We start from the raw sequence: 17,065 nt of genomic DNA on the forward strand, positions 1-17,065 counted from the left end.
GGGGTGCCGTCTTACGCGAACTGCGTGACCTGAAGGCTGTTGACGGTTGCTGTACCGCCGACGGCGTAGACGGAGAGATCGGTGCTGGTCTCGGCCGGGAAGATCAGTTCAGTCATGGTGACCTGGCCGCCCTGGGCGAAGACTTCAACCGAGCAGCGGTCCACGTAGATGGTGAGGTCGTAGGCCCCGTCCGTGGGTCGGATGGGCGCGGTGTCGATGGAGGGGAATGATTCGTGGAAGTCTGTCTGCCCGGATTCCCGCCGGTCGACGAACAGCGCGCCTTCGACGGGCCGGATGCCGACGCGCGTGCCTTTCGCTCCATGTCCTCGCAGGATGAGGCCGAATTCTTCTGCGCTTCCGGGCGTCACGGTGATGTCGATGCGCTGGACCGTGCCGGCCCCGCCGGGGAGCACTTGAACGCCCTCGTGAAGGATGGTGTCGGTTAGGCGAAACGACTCCGGACCGGCCATGGCCGTCCAATCGCCCGCGGGTTGCTGGACCAGGCGCAGTTTTCCGTTGCTGCTCTTGAGTGTGATTTCGCGGGCGAGGCTCATGGGGCTGCGCCAGGGTGTGGTGGGGATCTGGTTGGCGTATTCCCAGTTGTTCATCCAGGCGATCATGAGGCGGTGGTTGTCGGGGGCGTCGCTGAATGAGACGGCGGCGTAGTAGTCCCGGCCCCAGTCCAGCCACTGGTAGTCGCCCAGCCGGGCAGGGTCCTGCAGGCCTTCGGTCACGGTGCTGGTGGAGGTGAAGGTGGTTCCGTCGAAGTCGCCGATGAAGTATTGGCCGGCTGAGCCGTTGTTGGGTCCGCCGGGGTTGAGGTTGACGGTAAGGACCCACTTGAGGTTTTCCGGGTCACCGTCGACCGGCAACTGGAAAAGGTCGGGGCATTCCCAGACGCCGCCGGTGGCGTTGGCCGGGCCGAAGGTGCTGAGCAGTTCCCAGTCCTTCAGGTTCTCGGACTTGTAGAGCACCGCTTGGAAGTCTTTGGCTTCGACGGCGACCATCACCCAGTAGCTGCCCGCGGCGCCGTCGTAGCGGATGACTTTGGGGTCGCGGAATTCCGCGGAGCCGCGGGTCAGGACGGGATTGCCGATGTGTTTGGTCCAGGTGTAGCCGCCGTCGAGGCTGTAGGCCAGGGACTGCGCCTGAGTGCCCTCATGCGCGGAGCCGGGTTTGAAGGCGCTGGTGTAGATGGCCACGAGGGGCGCAACAGAGTCGTTGCCGAATCCGCTGGTGTTCTCGCGGTCATAGATGATGCTGCCGGAGAAGATGTCTTCGTTCTCGTCGCAGGCGATGGCGACGGGGTGTTCGGTCCAGGTCAGCAGGTCGGTGGAGGTGGCGTGGCCCCAGGACATGTTTCCCCAGACGTTGCCCAGTGGGTTGTTCTGGTAGTAGAGGTGGTAGACGCCGCCGTGAAAAATGAGGCCGTTGGGGTCGTTGAGCCAAGTGTTTTGGGCTGCGTAGTGCAGGGCCGGTCGGAAGGTCTCGGCTGTCGTGGCGGTCGCGGCAGTCATGAAGGTGGCATCTCGATTCTTGGCAGGTCTGGTTCCTGCAGGTTCTTGGGGATACCGCAGGTTGATGAGCGGGGTGGGGCCGGCGGGGTCGGCGCCGGCCCCACCCCTTTTCCGGTGGTTAGGAGTTCTTTTTGTAGCGGTCGTAGGCCTGCTGGTAGACCTCAATCATTTGGTCAACGCCGACATTCTTGAGCTGGGAGACGTAGCCGTCCCATTCCTGCTCGACTCCGCCGGAGACGATCCATTTGGCGATGTTCTGCTTTACCAGGGAGGTGACATCGGTCTGGATGGTGCTGATTTGCTGGAGCTCTTCGTTGGACAAAGCGACAGGGGGGTAGCCGTCGTTGCCGGCAAAGGGCTTGTAGAGTTCGTTGACGGTCTTCTGCCGCTCAGCTGCGCGGGGTTCGGGGGCGACGACGGTCTTGAAGTTCTCAACGGTGTTGGCCTTCGGCCCGCCCGGGGCGACCTTTTGGCGTCGTTCGCCTTCGCTGGTTCCCGCCGGAGCCGGGATCTGGACCAGGAGCCCGGTGGCGGGGTCCTTCTTCAACGTTTCGCCGATCGGTCCCCAGTTGGCCTGGGCAGACTGGGTGGGGTCATAGAGATTGTCGGCCCAGCGCATGGTCGCGGCCGGGTACTTGTTCTCTCGGGTGATGGCGAAGGCGCCGCGGGCGATTTCCTGGTTGTTGGACTGGCTGGCGATCCGCTTGCCGTCCACACCTTCGAGTACGGGGACCAGGGAGTAGTTTTTGGCGCGGTCCGCGCCGACCATTTCAGGGATTTCCCACCAGACAAAGGACCCGAGGTTTTCCTGCGCGGCCTTGCCCTTGGCCAGGTAGGCCTTGTCGTCCTGCGAGAAGGACTCGGGGTCAATCAGGCCTTCCTTGTACCACTCGTGCAGGGTCTGGATGGCCTTTTTGTAACCGTCCTGGGTGGCGGTGAAGATGACCTTGTCGTCCTGGACGATGCGGTGGTCCATGTTGTCGGGCACGCCGCCGAGGGCTGCGATGAGGTCGACGATGTCCCCGCACCAGGATCCGGGCATGAAGCTCAGCGGGATCGTCTTGCCGGTGCCGGAGGCGTCCTTGGTCTTGAAGGCCAGCAACGCGTCGTGGAACTCGTCCACCGTCTTCGGCATGGGGATGTTGAGCTTTTTCAGCCAGGAGGTGTTGATCGCCAGGGTGTGGGGGAACTGGACCAGGCCGAGTTCCTCGATCGAGGGCAGGGAGTAGATGTGCCCGTCAGAGGAGGTGATGGCTGCCTTGATGTCGGGCCGTTCGGAAAGCAGTTTGGAGAGGTTGGGGGCGTTCTTCTCGATCAGGGACTCGAGCGGGATGAGGGTGCCGTTGGCGGAGTAGGTGGCGATCTCGGCATCGGTCAGGCCGGTGTTGAAGAACGCGTCCGGCAGGTCGCCGCTGGCGAGGATAAGGTTCTTCTTCTCCTGGAAGACCGTCTCGGGCAGGTTCTCCCAGTTGATGTGGATATTGGTGGTTTTTTCCCATTCCTTCACCACGGCCATGGTGTTGTAGTCCGGTGCCAAAGCGGTCTTCGTGCCGGAGAACGTCAGGTCAAGTTGCTTGCTGACGATGGGGAAGCCTGTTTCCTGGAAGCCGAAGTCAGCGGAGGCGTCTTTGATCTCCGTGGTGGCGGTGCCTCCGCCGGAGCAGGCGGTGAACATCAGTGTTCCGGCCAGGACTGCGCCGAGGGCGGCGTGTTTGCGGCTGAGTGCCATGGTCATTCCTTATCTGAAGTGTGTGGTGCGGGGTTGGGGGTTGCGGTGGCTGCCCGATGGCGGTTGCCGGGGCGTGCCGGGAAGGGGCTATTTGACGGCGCCGATCATGGCGCCCTTGGTGAAGTGCTTCTGCATGAATGGCAGGGCGATCATGAGGGGCAGGCTCGAAACGACGATCATGGCGTACTTGGTGAGCTCTGCGATGCGTTGCGCTGCGGCATAGGATTCGATGTCTCCGCCGGTGGTTCCGGTGGAGGAGACGTCGGACTGGATCAGGATGTTGCGCAGGACGAGCTGCAGCGGGTATTTGGTGTCGTCGTTGAGGAAAATCAGTGCGTCGAAGAACGAGTTCCAGTGCGCCACGACGTGGATCATGATCATGAGCATGATCAGTGGCTTGGACAGGGGGAGCACCATTTTGAAGAAGAACGTGAAGTCAGTTGCCCCGTCCATCTGGGCGGCTTCGCGCAGTTCGTTCGGGATGGTGTGTTCGAAGAATGACCTGGCAATGATCAGGTTCCAAACGCCTACGGCTCCGGGCAGGACGACTGCCCAAACGGTGTCGAGCATGCCCAGGTCGCGGACCACGAGGTACTTGGTGATGAGTCCGCCGTCGAAGAACATGGTGATGACGAACAGGAGCATGAGGATTTTTCGGCCTGGCATGTCCTTGCGGGAGAGGGCGTAGGCGCCGCAGAGGATGGTGCTGACGCTGACGGCCGTGCCGAGGACGGTGTAGATGAGGGTGTTGCCCAGTCCGTTCCAGATCCTGCTGTCGGCGAAGATCCGCTCGTACCCTTCGGTGGTGATGCCCGAGGGGAAGAGCCAGACCTTTCCTTCGTAGACGGCGTTCGGGTCGCTGATGGAGGCGATCACGATGAAGTACAGCGGATACACCACGGCCAGGATGGACAGCACGAGGACGATGGTCGCGGCGATGGTGAAGGCACGATCGCCGTACCTGTCCCGCAGCGATCGCTTGGGGCGGGCCTGGCTGACGGTCCGGTTGGGGGTGGCGGTAGGGCGGGGTTTGGTTGTCAGGGACATGTCGGCATCACCACAGGGTCGCTTGGTTGGCCCGGCGCGCAATCGTGTTGAAGACGAGCAGCAGTGCCAGGTTGAGGAGGGAGTTGAAGAGGCCGATGGCGGCCGAGTAGCTGAACTGCGCCTGCTGCAGGCCCGCGTGGTAGACGTACGTCTGGATGATCTCCGAGGATGAGATGTTCAGCGGCGTCTGCATCAGCAGTGCCTTCTCAAAACCGACGTTGAGCAGGTTGCCGATGGCAAGGATGAACAGGATAGTCACCACGGGCATGATGCCGGGCAGGTCAATGTGCCGGATGCGCTGCAGGTTTGAGGCGCCGTCCACCTTGGCCGCGTCATGCAGCGCCGGGTCGATTGCTGCAAGGGCCGCGAGGTACACGATCATCGAGAAGCCGGCATTCTGCCACACGTCGGAGATCACGTAGACGGGCCGGAACCATTCGGCGGAGCCCATGAAGAAAACGGGCTCCCCGCCGGCGAGCTGGATGGCGTTGTTCACCAGCCCCGACCTGGGGGAGAGGAGGACGAACATGATGCCCACCACCACGACGGTGGAGATGAACGCCGGCGAGTAAAGCACCGTCTGGGTGAACTTCTTGAACTTCTCGCTTTGAAGCTGGTTGACCAGCAGCGCCAGGATGATCGGGATCGGGAACGCGACCAGCAGGCCGAGTATGGCGATCCACAGCGTATTTCCAACGACCTGGCCGAACTGGTAGGAGTTCACAAACCTGATGAAGTGGGTCAGGCCCACCCACGGACTGTCCGTGAACCCGTCCACCGGGTTGTAGTTCTTGAAAGCGATCTGCACGCCGTACATCGGCCAGTACTTGAAGACCAGGATGTAGAGGACAGCAGGAGCTAGTAATACGTATAACTGCCAGGCACGAAAAATTCTCTTCAGGCGGAGCGAAAAAGAGTTTTTCCGCTGCGGCAACGGTGCCGCAGCTGGAACGCCGTGTCGGGCCGGGATGGTGCGGCTCATGGCATCTCCTTGGGATGGGTCACTGAGTTCCGTTCGATCAGAGGGCAGTCCATCAGCTCGACCCGGCCATCGGGTTCGGCGTCCTGGAGGATCAGTTCAACCGCGCGCCGGCCCATGGCGACGAACGGCAATTCAAAGGTGGTCAGGCCGGGCCGGAGGAACGGGGCCAAAGTCGCCTGGTTATCGAAGCCCACAATGGACACGTCCCCAGGGATTGAGAGGCGAAGGTCTGACACGGCCTGGTAGGCACCCCACGCACCGCGGTCATTGACGCAGAAGATCGCGGTTGGCGGTTTGCCGGAGGTCAGCAGCTCCATCGCGTACTTGTAGCCGTCTTCCTCCCCGCCTTTGCCGAAGCGGACCAGGTCCGGATCAAGTTCCAGCCCTGCCTCCTCAAGGGCTTTCCTGTAGCCCTCGTACCGTCCGACGGCGGCCGGCAGTCCACTTTCCAGGCTCTCGATGTTGATCAGTGCTATCCGGTGGTGCCCTGCATCGAGCAGCCGGCGGGTGCCCGAGTAGCCTCCCTTGACTTCATCCGGAGCCACACTCGCAACCCGTCCAGCCCGGTCCTGGGAATTCAGCACCACGGAGCGGACCCCCGTCAGGGCCTCCGGAACATCCAGGCGCCGGTGATACATGCCGGCATAAACCACTCCGGCAACCTTGTACGAGAGCATGGTGTCCAGGGAGGCCGCTTCAAGTTCCCTGTCTCCGCCGGTGTTGACGGTGAGCAGGAGGAGTCCGTCCTCCCAGGCCCGCTGCTGCGCACCTTCGATGATGGCGCCGGCAAAAGGAGTGGTGGCAACCGTATCGCCGATAAAGCCGATCATGCCGGCCACGCCTTCGCGAAGCGTCTTGGCGTGGGCATTGGTGCGGTAGCCCAGCCGGTTCACGGCGTCCCGGACCTTCTTCCGCGTCTCCTCGGAGAACCGTGAGCCGGACGCCGCATTAAGCACCAGGGACACGGTCGCCTGCGAGACGCCGGCGGCAGCAGCAACGTCATGCATCGTCGGTCCGGACTTTGGCCGTGCTCCAGCCACGGGCACCTCCTCGGGCCTCTACTAATCAGGGAGTTATTCGTATAACTGCTTCAACTGTAGCTTGCATCACACCGAGCGTCAACAGGGAACGCGGCCCTGCAACGCTTGCAGACATATCGCTGCTGCGGGGTTGTTAACCGGTCTAAAGACAACCCTGTCCGAACGCCGGTAACGGATATTCGGTCAAATAGCGGCGGGTTATGCCGGCGGGAACAGCACCCCGAGCAGGGTCCGGTACACGCCCCACCCGCCAACGCCGCGTCAGAATAGGGCGAAATTCCATTTCATTGACAGTCGCTCCGTACTGCTCTCAGATTCCACCTTGACAGCTAGGAGGGCGGGAAACCCGGATGCAGTGCATCGAGAATCATCGGCCTAGTCCCGAGAAATCAGGGCTGGTGAAAATCTCTTGGGATGCGGGCTGGCGAGGTCACCTCTTGCCGCTCTACAGGTATCCAAGAACCGACCTGAACTCCGCAGCTAGGTGAATCCTCGCTGGTCACGCGTCCCCGACGTCAGGTTGGGGTGTACGTGAGTTGAAGTACCAAGGCGCCCGGGGCGTCAGATTAGAAACTCATCTTTCATTCGGGGAACCTGTCACCGGCTGTCGTTAGGGGGGTTATGACGGCGGGCCAGTGCCCATTCATGCGAGGGCTGACCCTGTATGCATGTCTAGTCTTGGCCTACGCGCCCGTTACGACTTTTTGGTGAGGCGGGCTCCTGCGATACGCGAATGTTTGAAAAGGCAGGCTTGGTCAATGTTCTCGGTTCGGTGCGGATGTTCGATCTGCTTCTGTCACGGCCTGAGCCTTGCCACTAATTGAAAAGAGCGCACGACGGGGAGAAGTCCGCCGTCGTGCGCTCTTTTCAGGTGTGTTAAGAACTAAACTGCCGAAGCCTGGGGGCTGGGGACTCCTTCCTTCTGTCCCTGAAGGGGCTGCAGGTCAGCTTCCAGCATCGAATTCTTCGAGGGGTCCTTGACCATGATTGCCGCGATGAGTGTCAGGGCGATGCAGCCCGTGACGTACCAGAAGAACGTGGATTCCATACCACCCTGCTTCAGTGCGAGGGCGATCGGCTCGGCGGTGCCACCGAAGGTGGCTGCCACCAGGGCGTGTGGGAGGCCTACACCAAGGGCGCGGACCCGGGTCGGGAACATCTCGGCCTTGACGATGGCAGCGCAGGCCGTGTAGCCGGAGACAAACAGCAGACCGAGCATCATCATTCCGAAAGCGGCCCAAACGTTGGTGGTCCCGGCGAGCAGGGTCATGACGGGGACGGTGATGAGGGTGCCGCCAATGGAGAAGAAGAGCATGACCTTCCGCCGGCCGACTCGGTCGGATGCGGCACCGGCGATGGGCTGCAGGAACATGAAGACCAAGAGGGCGAAGAAGCTGATGACGGAGGCGTCTTCCTTGGCGATGCCGGAGGTGTTCACCATGTACTTCTGCATGTAGGTGGTGAAGACGTAGAAGGAGACGGTACCGCCGATGGCGAGGGCGAAGACTGCTGCGAGCTGCTTGGGGTACTGCATGAGGGCGCGGAGGGAGCCGACGGGCTTGGCACCTTTTTCCAGGCCTGCTGCTTCGCGGGCTTTTTCGATCTTGTAGTGCTCGGATTCATCCATGGTGCGGCGCAGGATCATTACTGCGAGGCCGGCGACGGCGCCGATGATGAAGGGGATGCGCCATCCCCATTCGCCCATTTGTTCGGGGGTGAGGATGCGCTGGAGGATGATCATGACCAGCAGGGCTGACAGTTGGCCGATGATGATGGACACGTACTGGAAGCTGGAGAAGAACCCGCGCCGGCCCGGCGTGGCTACTTCAGACAGATAGGTTGCGCTGGAGCCGAACTCGCCGCCGACGCTGAGTCCCTGCAGGAGCCGGGCGATGACGAGGATGATTGGGGCCAGCAGTCCGATTGCCTCGAAGGACGGCGTGAGTCCGATGGCGAGTGAGCCGCCACTCATGAGCAGTACGGAGAGTGCCAGTGCGTTGCGGCGGCCGTGCCGGTCGGCGTACATCCCGAGCAGCCAGCCTCCGAGGGGGCGCATGAGGAATCCGACCGCGAAAACAGCGGCAGTGGAAAGCAGCTGCACCGTGGCATTGCCGGCCGGAAAAAATTCAGCGGCGAAGTAGATGCTGAACGAGGCGTAGACAAACCAGTCATACCATTCGATCAGGTTGCCTAGGCAGCCCTTGACCACGTTACTGACAACGCGCGACTTTGCTGCCGGCGCAGGGGCTTGGTGCGTGTTCATTTGAACTCCTTTGTCCTTGACTGACGCCGTTGGCAATCTCTGCCGCTGGCCTCCATTCGGGTCTTTCACCCGAGAACTAGTTCAAATGTGTCCCAAGTCACCGCTAATGAATATGGAAACGCTGAATTCTTAGGAGTCCCTTAGGGTTGTTGTGGTTTGGCCTACACCCGGGCGAGTCCGGGTGCCTTTTTGGGCGTTTCGTCCGGCGTCGTCTCGGCGGACTTCTCCGACGATGCCACCCGCTCGTCGAAATGGGCGGCGAGCAGCTCTCCGGAATGCATGATGTGTTCTTCCATTTCCTGCCTGGCAGTGTCTGCGTCCTTGGAACGGATGGCTTCGAGCAGCTTGGAGTGGTCATCCACGGTTGCCTGTGGCCAGCCTTGGATAGTGGAGTAAAAGCGGCGCGGCACGTACCGGGATACCAGGCCCATAACCCAGATGATCTTGCGGGAGTCGGCAAGGAGATTGATCTCGCGGTGGAACGCATGGTTCTTTTCCTCAAGAAGCACTTCGTCGTGTCTGGCGGCAGCGGCGATGAGTTCATGGTGAAGGGCTTCAAGCTCGGCGAGATCGCTTTCTGTCGCTTTCAGGGTGGCCCTTGCAGCAAGTTCACCGCCGATCAGGGCCTGTACGCGAAAGATGTCGCGGATATCCTGCCCGGTGAGTGGCGCTACCTGAAAGCCTTTGCGCGGCACCAGTTCCAGGAAGCCTTCGACACGCAGGGACTGCAGAGCTTCCCGGACAGGCGTGGTGGAAATTTGGAGTGCCTCGCCCAGGACTTCCGGCCGTACCTGTGCTCCGGGGCGGAGGCTCCCGGACATGATCAGGGCGCGGATGTAGGCGGATGCTTCGTCACTTAGTTGCGGACGAACCCTTTTGCGCTCGATCATGGCTATTTCTCTCTCTACTGGCGTGCATTTCCAAGTTACGGCATTCGCGTGTGGTTAGCCGTGGTGGCGCCGGTACGCTGCCGCCGCACCGGGGTGCAGCGGGACACCGGAGGTATAAATGAGGGCACGGGTGTCCAGGTATTGGACGCCGGCTGTCCCTGGAGGAACCAATTCTGAGGATCGATCGATGAGAACATCGACGATTCGGCCGACGATGTCGTCCGGGAGGTCTTCCCTTGCCAGCAGCAGGCTGGCGATCCCGATTGACCCTACTTCAACCTTTGATCCGTAGAGGCCGACAGGTAGCCGGACCTGCTGGTAAACGGGTCCGTACTCGGCCTGGAGTTTCGGCAGCTGCCCCGACAGGTCGATCAGGCGGATGCCCGAGGCGGGCCCACGCCCGCTGCGGGTGTCGATCTCCGGGTGCGGGACGCCGCCGGCAAACAGCGCGGCGTCGACTTCACCGCTGGCCAAGGCGTCCAGCACACCCGTGATCAGAACCGGCCGGACGTGGATGTCGGACTCGGTCAAGCCTCCTGCGGCGAGCAGCAGTCCACCTGCTCTGGTCGTCGCTGAGCTGGCCCCCAGGCTAACGGTCCGACCCCGAAGGTCGGCCAAGGTTCGAATGGAGGAATCCGCTGGAACGGCCAGTTGCAGATAGTTCAGGTAGACCCGGCCTACTGCCCGCAGATTCTTCCGCTCAGTCGCGGCGACGTCGGCGAGGGCCAACGCCAGGTCCAGTTTGCCAGTCATGACGTCGGGTATGTTTTGCACCGAGCCGCCCGTGATCTTTGGATCCAGGTGGAAGCCAACGTTTGCGTGCGCAACGGCAGTCGTCAGGGATTGGCCAAAGTCGTAGAAGAATCCCCTTTCTTCGGCTGTGCCCAGGCTGTAGGTCCGAAGCTCTTGCCGGCAACTGCTCAGGAAGGTGGCCGCCGCAAGCGCTGCCATTCCCGTGATCACCCGACGTCGGGAGAGCGGGTGTGGCGCGTTCAGGTGCTTGATCACGCGCCACCCGCCTCCGCCGTGCGGCCCGCTTCCGGGCCGGGTTCCGAAACGGGACGAGCGGTTTCATCAGGAGCGGCTTCGAAAGCCAGCTCCACTGTGAGACCTCCGCCTTGTGTGTGCCGTAGTTCAAGGTGGCCGCCGTTGCTTTCCACGAGTGCTTCGACGATGGATAAACCCAGGCCGGTGCCGGCGGGATGTGTTCTGCCTTCGGTCAGGGTGCTGCCGGAACCACCGCGGTAGAACCGGCGCGAGATCAGCTGCAGCTCCGCATCTGCCACCCCTGCGCCGTTGTCCGAGACTGTGAGGACCGTGCGCCGGCCGGTGTCGCTGCCCGGCCGGAGAGTCGTGTCGGTTGAGATCGTGACAGTTGTCCCGGACCCCGAATATTTGCAGATGTTGTCGAACAATACGTCGAGGATCTGCTCCAGATCCGCGGCGCTGACTCTTGCCACGGGCTCCTTAGCGGATTCCAGGACCTGGAACGTTACACCTGCTTCCTCGGCCATTTCGTGCCAATAGTCTGCACGTTCGGCAGCCACAACGTACGGGGTGCAGCTGTGTGTGGCGCCTTTGGGCCTGGGCACTTCCGCCACGGAAAGTGCCAGCAGGTCATCGAGGATCTCCTCGAGCCGGATGGCTTCCCCAACGGCGCGCTCATGGCTTCGCCGGCCTTCCTCCTGCACACGGGGGCCCAGCGTATCCAGCCTGAGCTGAAGCGCGGCCAGCGGGTTCCGGAGCTGGTGGGCAGTGTCGGCCACCAGCCGGCGCTGGGCTGCGGCCGAGGTCTGGACGGCGGTGTCCATTGTCTGAAACGCCGCGGAAAGCGCCCGCAGTTCCGGCGGTCCACCCCTGCCGGCAGAGGGCGAATCGTCGGTGCTGCCGCTGTTGAGCGCCACAAACGGAAGGCTCTTGATCAGCAGCTGCATGCGGGCACTGACTTCTGCCAGTGGTCGGAGCACCCACCTGCTTACCACCAGGGCAAGGACGCCGAATCCGATGACGGCGGCCGACGCTCCGATGCCGATTGCCAACCAGCCCCGTGAAATATCATTGCGCGCTGATTCAGTGGAGGCCACGATCACGACCGCCCCGTTGACTTGAGCACCGGTACCAATGGGCTTGGCAAAGACCGCGGTGCCGGCGCTCCATGGAGTGACCAGTTCCACGGCCGAGGATCTCTCGTTTCGCAGAGCCCGCCCGATGGCCTCCGAGACAATCGGGGCCTCCAAGCTGGTGCCGTTCGTTATCGGGGCAGAGCCCCTCGTGGACACCACAGCCAAAGCTTCGCCGTAGAGGGCGTGATAGGCCTCTGCCTCTTCCCGAAGCAGGCCGGGCGTTCCGTTCCGGGTGTAGCCGTCCGCGAGGTCAGCGAAGCGCTGGAGGTCAGCATCGCGGCTGAGAACAAACTCGCGGGTGCGCGCTTCGGCCACCGAGACCGCCAGCGGGAAAGCGAACGCAGCGACGACGGCGGCGCCCAGCACTGCCAGAACCACGAGAAGACGTGTCCGCATGGCTCAGCCGATCCACCGATAGCCGAAGCCACGGATGGTTTCTATCCTGGCCGGACGCCCGAGTTTGGCCCGGAGCGCAGTCATATGGACGTCCAGAGACTTCGACACGGAGACAAAAGCGTCACCCCAAACCTGGTCCATAAGCTGCTGTCTGCTGACGGCTGCCCCTGGATTGTCCACCAACGCGGCCAGCAAGTCGAACTCCTTGGTAGTCAGGGTTAGCGGCTGCCCGGCAAGGCTGAGGCTTCGGGCCGCCAGATCGATGGTGAGGTCACCGAACTGCCGTGTTGACGTGGTCGTTTGCCGGGCGCGGGAGGCACGTCGGCGGATGGCCTCAATACGGGCCAGCAGTTCGGTCATGCGTGCGGGCTTGACCAGGTAGTCGTCGGCACCGTTACGCAGTCCGCGGACCACCGACCGCTCGTCGTCGCGGGCGGTGAGGATGATGACCGGCACGGCCGAGACCTGACGAAGACTGCGAAGCACTTCGATTCCGTCCATGTCCGGCAGGCCCAGGTCCAGGAGGACAAGATCGAATTCAGGGTGCCGGGTCAGGAGGTCACGGCCCCGGACCATGCGTTGTGCAGGGATCCGGTGGGCAGCCAGCGCGTCAATCAGCGCGTCAGCTACGCCGTCATCGTCTTCGACGACTCCTATGCGCATATTCCGTTTGCTCCTTCCAACGACAGCGGGCGATGCAGGAAAGCCTGCACCGCCCGGCGTCTTTCGATACTGTAGGCCTCCGGTCAGCCGATGCGGTAGTCCACTTCGCCGACCAGGGCGCCGGACGCCAGCAGCCGTTCCTGCCCGGCCTTGTGGGCAGCGGAGTATCCGTCGGCAGGGGAGGCTGCTTCGGGCCGGCCGACGTAGCCCAGCTGGAACTTGCCTAGCCCCAGCTTGAGCAGTTTCGGCAGCACGTAGTTCCATGCCCCCATGTTCTCTGGTTCCTCCTGAAGCCAGACGATCTCCTCAAGCGAGGTCGCGGCGGCGACTTCCTGCATGATTTCCTCGTGCGGGAACGGGTACAGGCCTTCGACCCTGAGCAGGCGTACGCCTTCGCCGAGGCGGTCCATGATTTCCACCCCGACCTTTCCGGAACAGAGCAGCAGCCGACGTGCCTGGCTGCTGTCAGCACCGTTGGCCAGCACCGGCCGGAAGCTGACCGGAGCAAAGTCCTCCACCGGCGATTTCGCAGCCTCTGCCCGAAGCAGCGACTTCGGCGTAAAGATCACGTGCGGGCGGGGATCGTCGGCAGCAGCAGCTCCAACCAGCGCCGCAAAGTACTGGGACGCCGTGGTGGGCACCAGAATGCGGGAATTATCCCGTGCCGCAAGCTGAAGGAACCGCTCCAGACGGGCGGAGGAATGCTCCGGTCCGGCTCCCTCCCAGCCATGCGGGAGGAGCACGACGATCCGGCTGTCCCGGCCCCACTTGTCGCGTCCGGCCATGATGAACTGGTCGAACATCACCTGGGCCACGTTGACGAAGTCGCCAAACTGGGCTTCCCAGATCTGCAGTGAGTCAGTGTTCGTCCGCCCATAACCGTACTCGAAGCCGACGGTAGCCACTTCGGTCAGCGGCGTGTTGGCGACCAGGAACGGTGCACCGTCGAACGCGAGCCGTTCCGTTTTGTCTCCGGTGGCGGCATCATGGACCACGATATGGCGGTGGCTGAAGGTTCCGCGCTCGACATCTTCACCGGTCAGTCGGACAGGGACGCCCGCTTCGTTGATCAGCTTGAGAGCCAGGAGTTCGGCCTGCCCCCAGTCAACCAACGTGTCTTTTGCCCTGGCCGAACGGCGCTTGGAGAACTGGCGCATCAGCTTGGGATGGATGGTGAAATCGTCCCGGTCCTGCTCGGCATCGTCAAGGACCTGCAAGGCCCACTCTGCGGGCGCGGCTTCCAGGGCTGATTGGATGTTGGGGCGGCTCTGCAGGTGCTGGTTAACGACGCTATCCAGGTCGAACATCCTGGCCTTCTCCAGTCCGTCAACCAGGGCTGCCCGGGCTGCAGATTTCGTCGTCTCCACGTAGCCGGAGGGCACCAGGCCTGCGGCTTCGAGCCTGGCGGCGTAAATCTCGTGCACGGGGGGATGCTCGTCGATATCGGCATAGTAGACCGGTTGGGTGTAGCGCGGTTCGTCGGTCTCATTGTGTCCGTGCCGCCGGTAGCCCAGGACGTGGATGATCACATCTTTGCCGAAACGCTCGCGGTATTCGAAGGCGATCCTGGCAGCGACCAGGTTGGCATCAACGTCGTCCGCGTCCGTGTGGATAACCGGAACGTCGAATCCCTTAACGACATCGGAGGGCCACAGTGTGGAGCGCAGTTGGAAGGGGGTCGCGGTGAAGCCCAGGCGGTTGTCCTGGACAATGTGAACGCTGCCGCCCACATCGTACGGGGCGAGGTTTTGCAGGTTCAGGGTTTCGTAGACCACGCCCTGACCGGTAAAGGCGGCATCGCCATGCAGGAGCACGGGCAGGACCCGCCGTCGGGCTTCTTCACGCGACATTCCGTCCGCGACAAGCTGGTCCTGCTTGGCACGGACTGCACCCAGTGCCACCGGTGAGACAAATTCGAGGTGGCTGGGGTTCTGTTCCAGGGTGACGTTGATGGAGGCGCCATCGACGTCGTCAAAGCGCCCTTCGCCGCCCAGGTGCTGGCGGACGTCGCCCACGGGTGCGTTGGGGGTGGCGTGGGCTGTGGGCAGGAATTCTGCGAGGAGCCTTTCGGCGGGCCAGTTCAGAATACGGGCCATGATGCTTAACCGTCCGCGGTGCGCCATGCCCAGAACAGTGTCTGTGTAGCCGGCCTTGGCGGCATGCCCCGTCATTTCGGCGAGGGCCAGGACTGTTGATTCGAGCCCTTGGACCGACAGTGTTTTCTGGCCCAGGAACTGGGTCTGCAGATATGCCTCAAAGACGTCCAATTCGGTGGCCAGCTTTAATGCCTGAAGCCGTCGGGAGGAAGCGGGCGTCGGCATGCCGTTGCGGAGCAGTTCGGCAAGCCACTGGCGGGATTCCGGGTCGGAGAGGTGGCTGAACTCCACTTCAACGCCGTTGGGAAGCCAGGACCCTTCGTCACGGGCGCGGACAGGCTCAAGCCGTGCGACCGCGGAGCTGGCGGTGCTTTCGTATTCTGCCAGTCGGATATCGTCGTGGTCCGTGCCCGGCTGGGCGGGAAGGTCCAGCAGGACGCCCGACGGCGTGCCGCGGAGCTCGCTTTCGAGTTGGTCCAAAAATTCCGAAGACCTGAGCAGTTTTTCGACGGTGCCCAGGAACAATCCCGAGTCTGCGCCTTGAATGGCGCGGTGGTCATAGGTGGAGGACAGGGTGATGACCGGATCCACGTGCTGGGTGCGGGCAAGGGTCTCCAGTCCGGCGGGGATACCGATTGCTCCGGCGGCGACGATAATTCCCGGGCCGGCTGGCAGCAGGGGCACACCGGTGGTTGAGCCGAACCGGCCGGTGCTGGTCAGGATCAACGTGGCGCCGCGGAGGTCCGCCACGGCCACGGTTCCCGCGCGGCAGGCCTCGGACAGCTCACCGAGGCGCCCGACGAATTCAGGGAAGGTAAGGCTGCCGGCGTGCCGGATGACAGGAACCATGATGGAGTGGCCCGCGGCAGTTTCCACATCCACGGCCACACCGAGGTTCACAGTGCCTTCTTCCACCATGATCAGATCTTTGTCCGCAGCTTCGATCCGCCGGCGCGCCGCTGGTACCTGGGTTTGGGCGGCCCGCGCCATGGCAGTTGCCAGGACAGCGGCGATCGGGACATTAAATCCCTCGGCCCGCAGACGGTCACGCCATTGCATGAGGGCAGAAACTTCGAAGGTGCGGATCGTCGAGGCGGTAGGGATTGCCAGACTGGCCTCCATGTTCCGCGCCATCGCGGCTGCCCGGCCGCGCAGGACTTTACGGGAGTCCGCCTCTGGGGCCGGACCGGGCTGGCTGGAATGCGGGGTGCTGGTGTCTTGAAGCATATCTTGTCTTTCGCACAGGGTTAGCGGGCTGGGAGGAAGGGCCAAAGTTAGGCGCTGGAGGTGATCTATCCCATACTGTCTGTTATGGATGAGCCTTACCAATACCTATTCACGATGGCAACATGCCGTACTGTTATCCCTTCGCCCGGGAGCACGGCATGGAAATAAGGCAGTTGCAGTCTCTGCTGGCCGTCGCAGACACCGGAAGCGTGACAAGAGCAGCCGAACTGCTCCATGTCGTCCAACCCGCGGTCACCCGGCAGATCCACAACCTGGAGACGGAACTCGGCGCGTCCCTGTTCGAACGAAGCCGAACCGGCATGAGACCGACGGAAATCGGACTCCAGGTTGTCGAAAGGGCCCGGCGCGCCCTCGCAGAGCTTGAACGCGCACGTGAGGAAGCGCGGTCTTCGGGGGCAGGTTTGCACGGAATCGTGACTGTCGGCCTCCTAGCCAGCACTGCACCGTTGCTCGCTGTGCCCTTGGTTGCAGCTGTGACGGAGCGGCACCCCGGGGTGAGGCTGCGGATAGTCACAGGCTTTGGAGGACACCTAAGCAGATGGCTCGAAGCCGGTGACGTGGACGTTGCCCTGACGTATAACCTGCCGCCGGCAGCAGCCCTGAGCGTGAAACCCCTGCTGGAAGAGGACCTGTGGGCGGTCGCACCACCGGCGACCGCCACTCTCGCCTCTGACGGAATTGAGCTCCGGGACCTCCTCCAGCGCCCGCTGGCGATGCCCAGTGCCCCACACGGCATACGGTCGCTGGTGGAAAGTGCTGCCGCGCGCGCCGGCCTCTCACTCGAAATCGCCGTGGAAACGAATGACGCCGGGGTCCAGAAGCAGCTCGTGGAGAACGGCTTCGGTTGGACGGTGCTGCCGGGCATCATGGTGGCCGACGAAGCCGCTGGCGGCAGACTCAATTCGGCCCCCATTGTCAATCCCGGAATACCACGGAGGATTGTGCTGGCCAGGCCAAGCAACGCCCGATCCTCCGGTGCGCTCAGAATGGTCGCGGATCTCCTTGAAGAGACTGTTCTTAGCCGCATTGAAGCCGGAGGCTGGCCGTCCGCACGACTGGTCCATTGATCGG

General features: G+C 62.7%; 12 protein-coding genes. 1 reads left to right on the forward strand and 11 read right to left on the reverse strand.

Annotation, left to right across the window (positions count from 1 at the left end; translation table 11 throughout):
* Nucleotides 1-11: 11 nt before the first annotated feature.
* From ACFTR6_RS10690 to ACFTR6_RS10740, 11 genes are all read right to left on the reverse strand, one after another.
* On the reverse strand, nt 12-1,517 hold the full coding sequence (locus tag ACFTR6_RS10690; protein ID WP_377957896.1) for a glycoside hydrolase family 32 protein: 1,506 nt from the start codon (nt 1,515-1,517) through the stop codon (nt 12-14).
* Nucleotides 1,518-1,635: 118 nt separating this feature from the next.
* Nucleotides 1,636-3,246, reverse strand: coding sequence for an ABC transporter substrate-binding protein (locus ACFTR6_RS10695; RefSeq protein ID WP_377957897.1), 1,611 nt, complete (start codon nt 3,244-3,246; stop codon nt 1,636-1,638).
* 87 nt (nt 3,247-3,333) lie between these two features.
* The gene (locus ACFTR6_RS10700; protein WP_377957898.1) at nt 3,334-4,293 is read right to left on the reverse strand and encodes a carbohydrate ABC transporter permease; all 960 of its coding nucleotides are present in this window, start codon (nt 4,291-4,293) and stop codon (nt 3,334-3,336) included.
* A 7-nt stretch (nt 4,294-4,300) separates the two neighbouring features.
* Nucleotides 4,301-5,275 (reverse strand): ABC transporter permease, encoded by a 975-nt coding sequence (locus tag ACFTR6_RS10705; RefSeq protein ID WP_377957899.1) that lies wholly within the window; start codon nt 5,273-5,275, stop codon nt 4,301-4,303.
* On the reverse strand, nt 5,272-6,315 hold the full coding sequence (locus ACFTR6_RS10710; RefSeq protein WP_377957900.1) for a LacI family DNA-binding transcriptional regulator: 1,044 nt from the start codon (nt 6,313-6,315) through the stop codon (nt 5,272-5,274). Before ACFTR6_RS10710 ends, ACFTR6_RS10705 begins: the two co-directional genes overlap by 4 nt.
* A gap of 883 nt (nt 6,316-7,198) precedes the next feature.
* A complete protein-coding gene (locus ACFTR6_RS10715) occupies nt 7,199-8,578 on the reverse strand; it encodes an MFS transporter (protein WP_377957901.1) in 1,380 nt (459 codons plus the stop codon).
* Nucleotides 8,579-8,739: 161 nt separating this feature from the next.
* Complete coding sequence (locus ACFTR6_RS10720; RefSeq protein WP_377957902.1) at nt 8,740-9,468, reverse strand: GntR family transcriptional regulator; 729 nt, start codon at nt 9,466-9,468, stop codon at nt 8,740-8,742.
* Nucleotides 9,469-9,522: 54 nt separating this feature from the next.
* The gene (locus ACFTR6_RS10725; RefSeq protein ID WP_377957903.1) at nt 9,523-10,476 is read right to left on the reverse strand and encodes a TAXI family TRAP transporter solute-binding subunit; all 954 of its coding nucleotides are present in this window, start codon (nt 10,474-10,476) and stop codon (nt 9,523-9,525) included.
* Complete coding sequence (locus tag ACFTR6_RS10730) at nt 10,473-11,987, reverse strand: sensor histidine kinase (RefSeq protein WP_377957904.1); 1,515 nt, start codon at nt 11,985-11,987, stop codon at nt 10,473-10,475. The genes ACFTR6_RS10725 and ACFTR6_RS10730 overlap by 4 nt, the downstream gene beginning before the upstream one ends.
* A 3-nt stretch (nt 11,988-11,990) precedes the next feature.
* Entirely contained in the window at nt 11,991-12,650 is a 660-nt protein-coding gene (locus tag ACFTR6_RS10735; protein WP_377957905.1) for a response regulator transcription factor, read from the reverse strand.
* Nucleotides 12,651-12,733: 83 nt separating this feature from the next.
* Nucleotides 12,734-15,973 carry a 2-oxoglutarate dehydrogenase E1 component gene (locus ACFTR6_RS10740; protein ID WP_377957906.1) on the reverse strand — a complete coding sequence of 1,080 codons (3,240 nt, stop codon included), beginning with the start codon at nt 15,971-15,973 and terminating at the stop codon, nt 12,734-12,736.
* A 158-nt stretch (nt 15,974-16,131) separates the two neighbouring features.
* On the opposite strand from ACFTR6_RS10740, the gene ACFTR6_RS10745 reads away from it, so the two are divergent.
* Nucleotides 16,132-17,061, forward strand: coding sequence for a LysR substrate-binding domain-containing protein (locus tag ACFTR6_RS10745; RefSeq protein ID WP_377957907.1), 930 nt, complete (start codon nt 16,132-16,134; stop codon nt 17,059-17,061).
* The last annotated feature ends 4 nt before the right edge of the window (nt 17,062-17,065 follow it).

This window comes from Arthrobacter sp. NPDC057009 (assembly GCF_042673905.1).
In the GTDB taxonomy this organism is placed as follows: domain Bacteria; phylum Actinomycetota; class Actinomycetes; order Actinomycetales; family Micrococcaceae; genus Arthrobacter.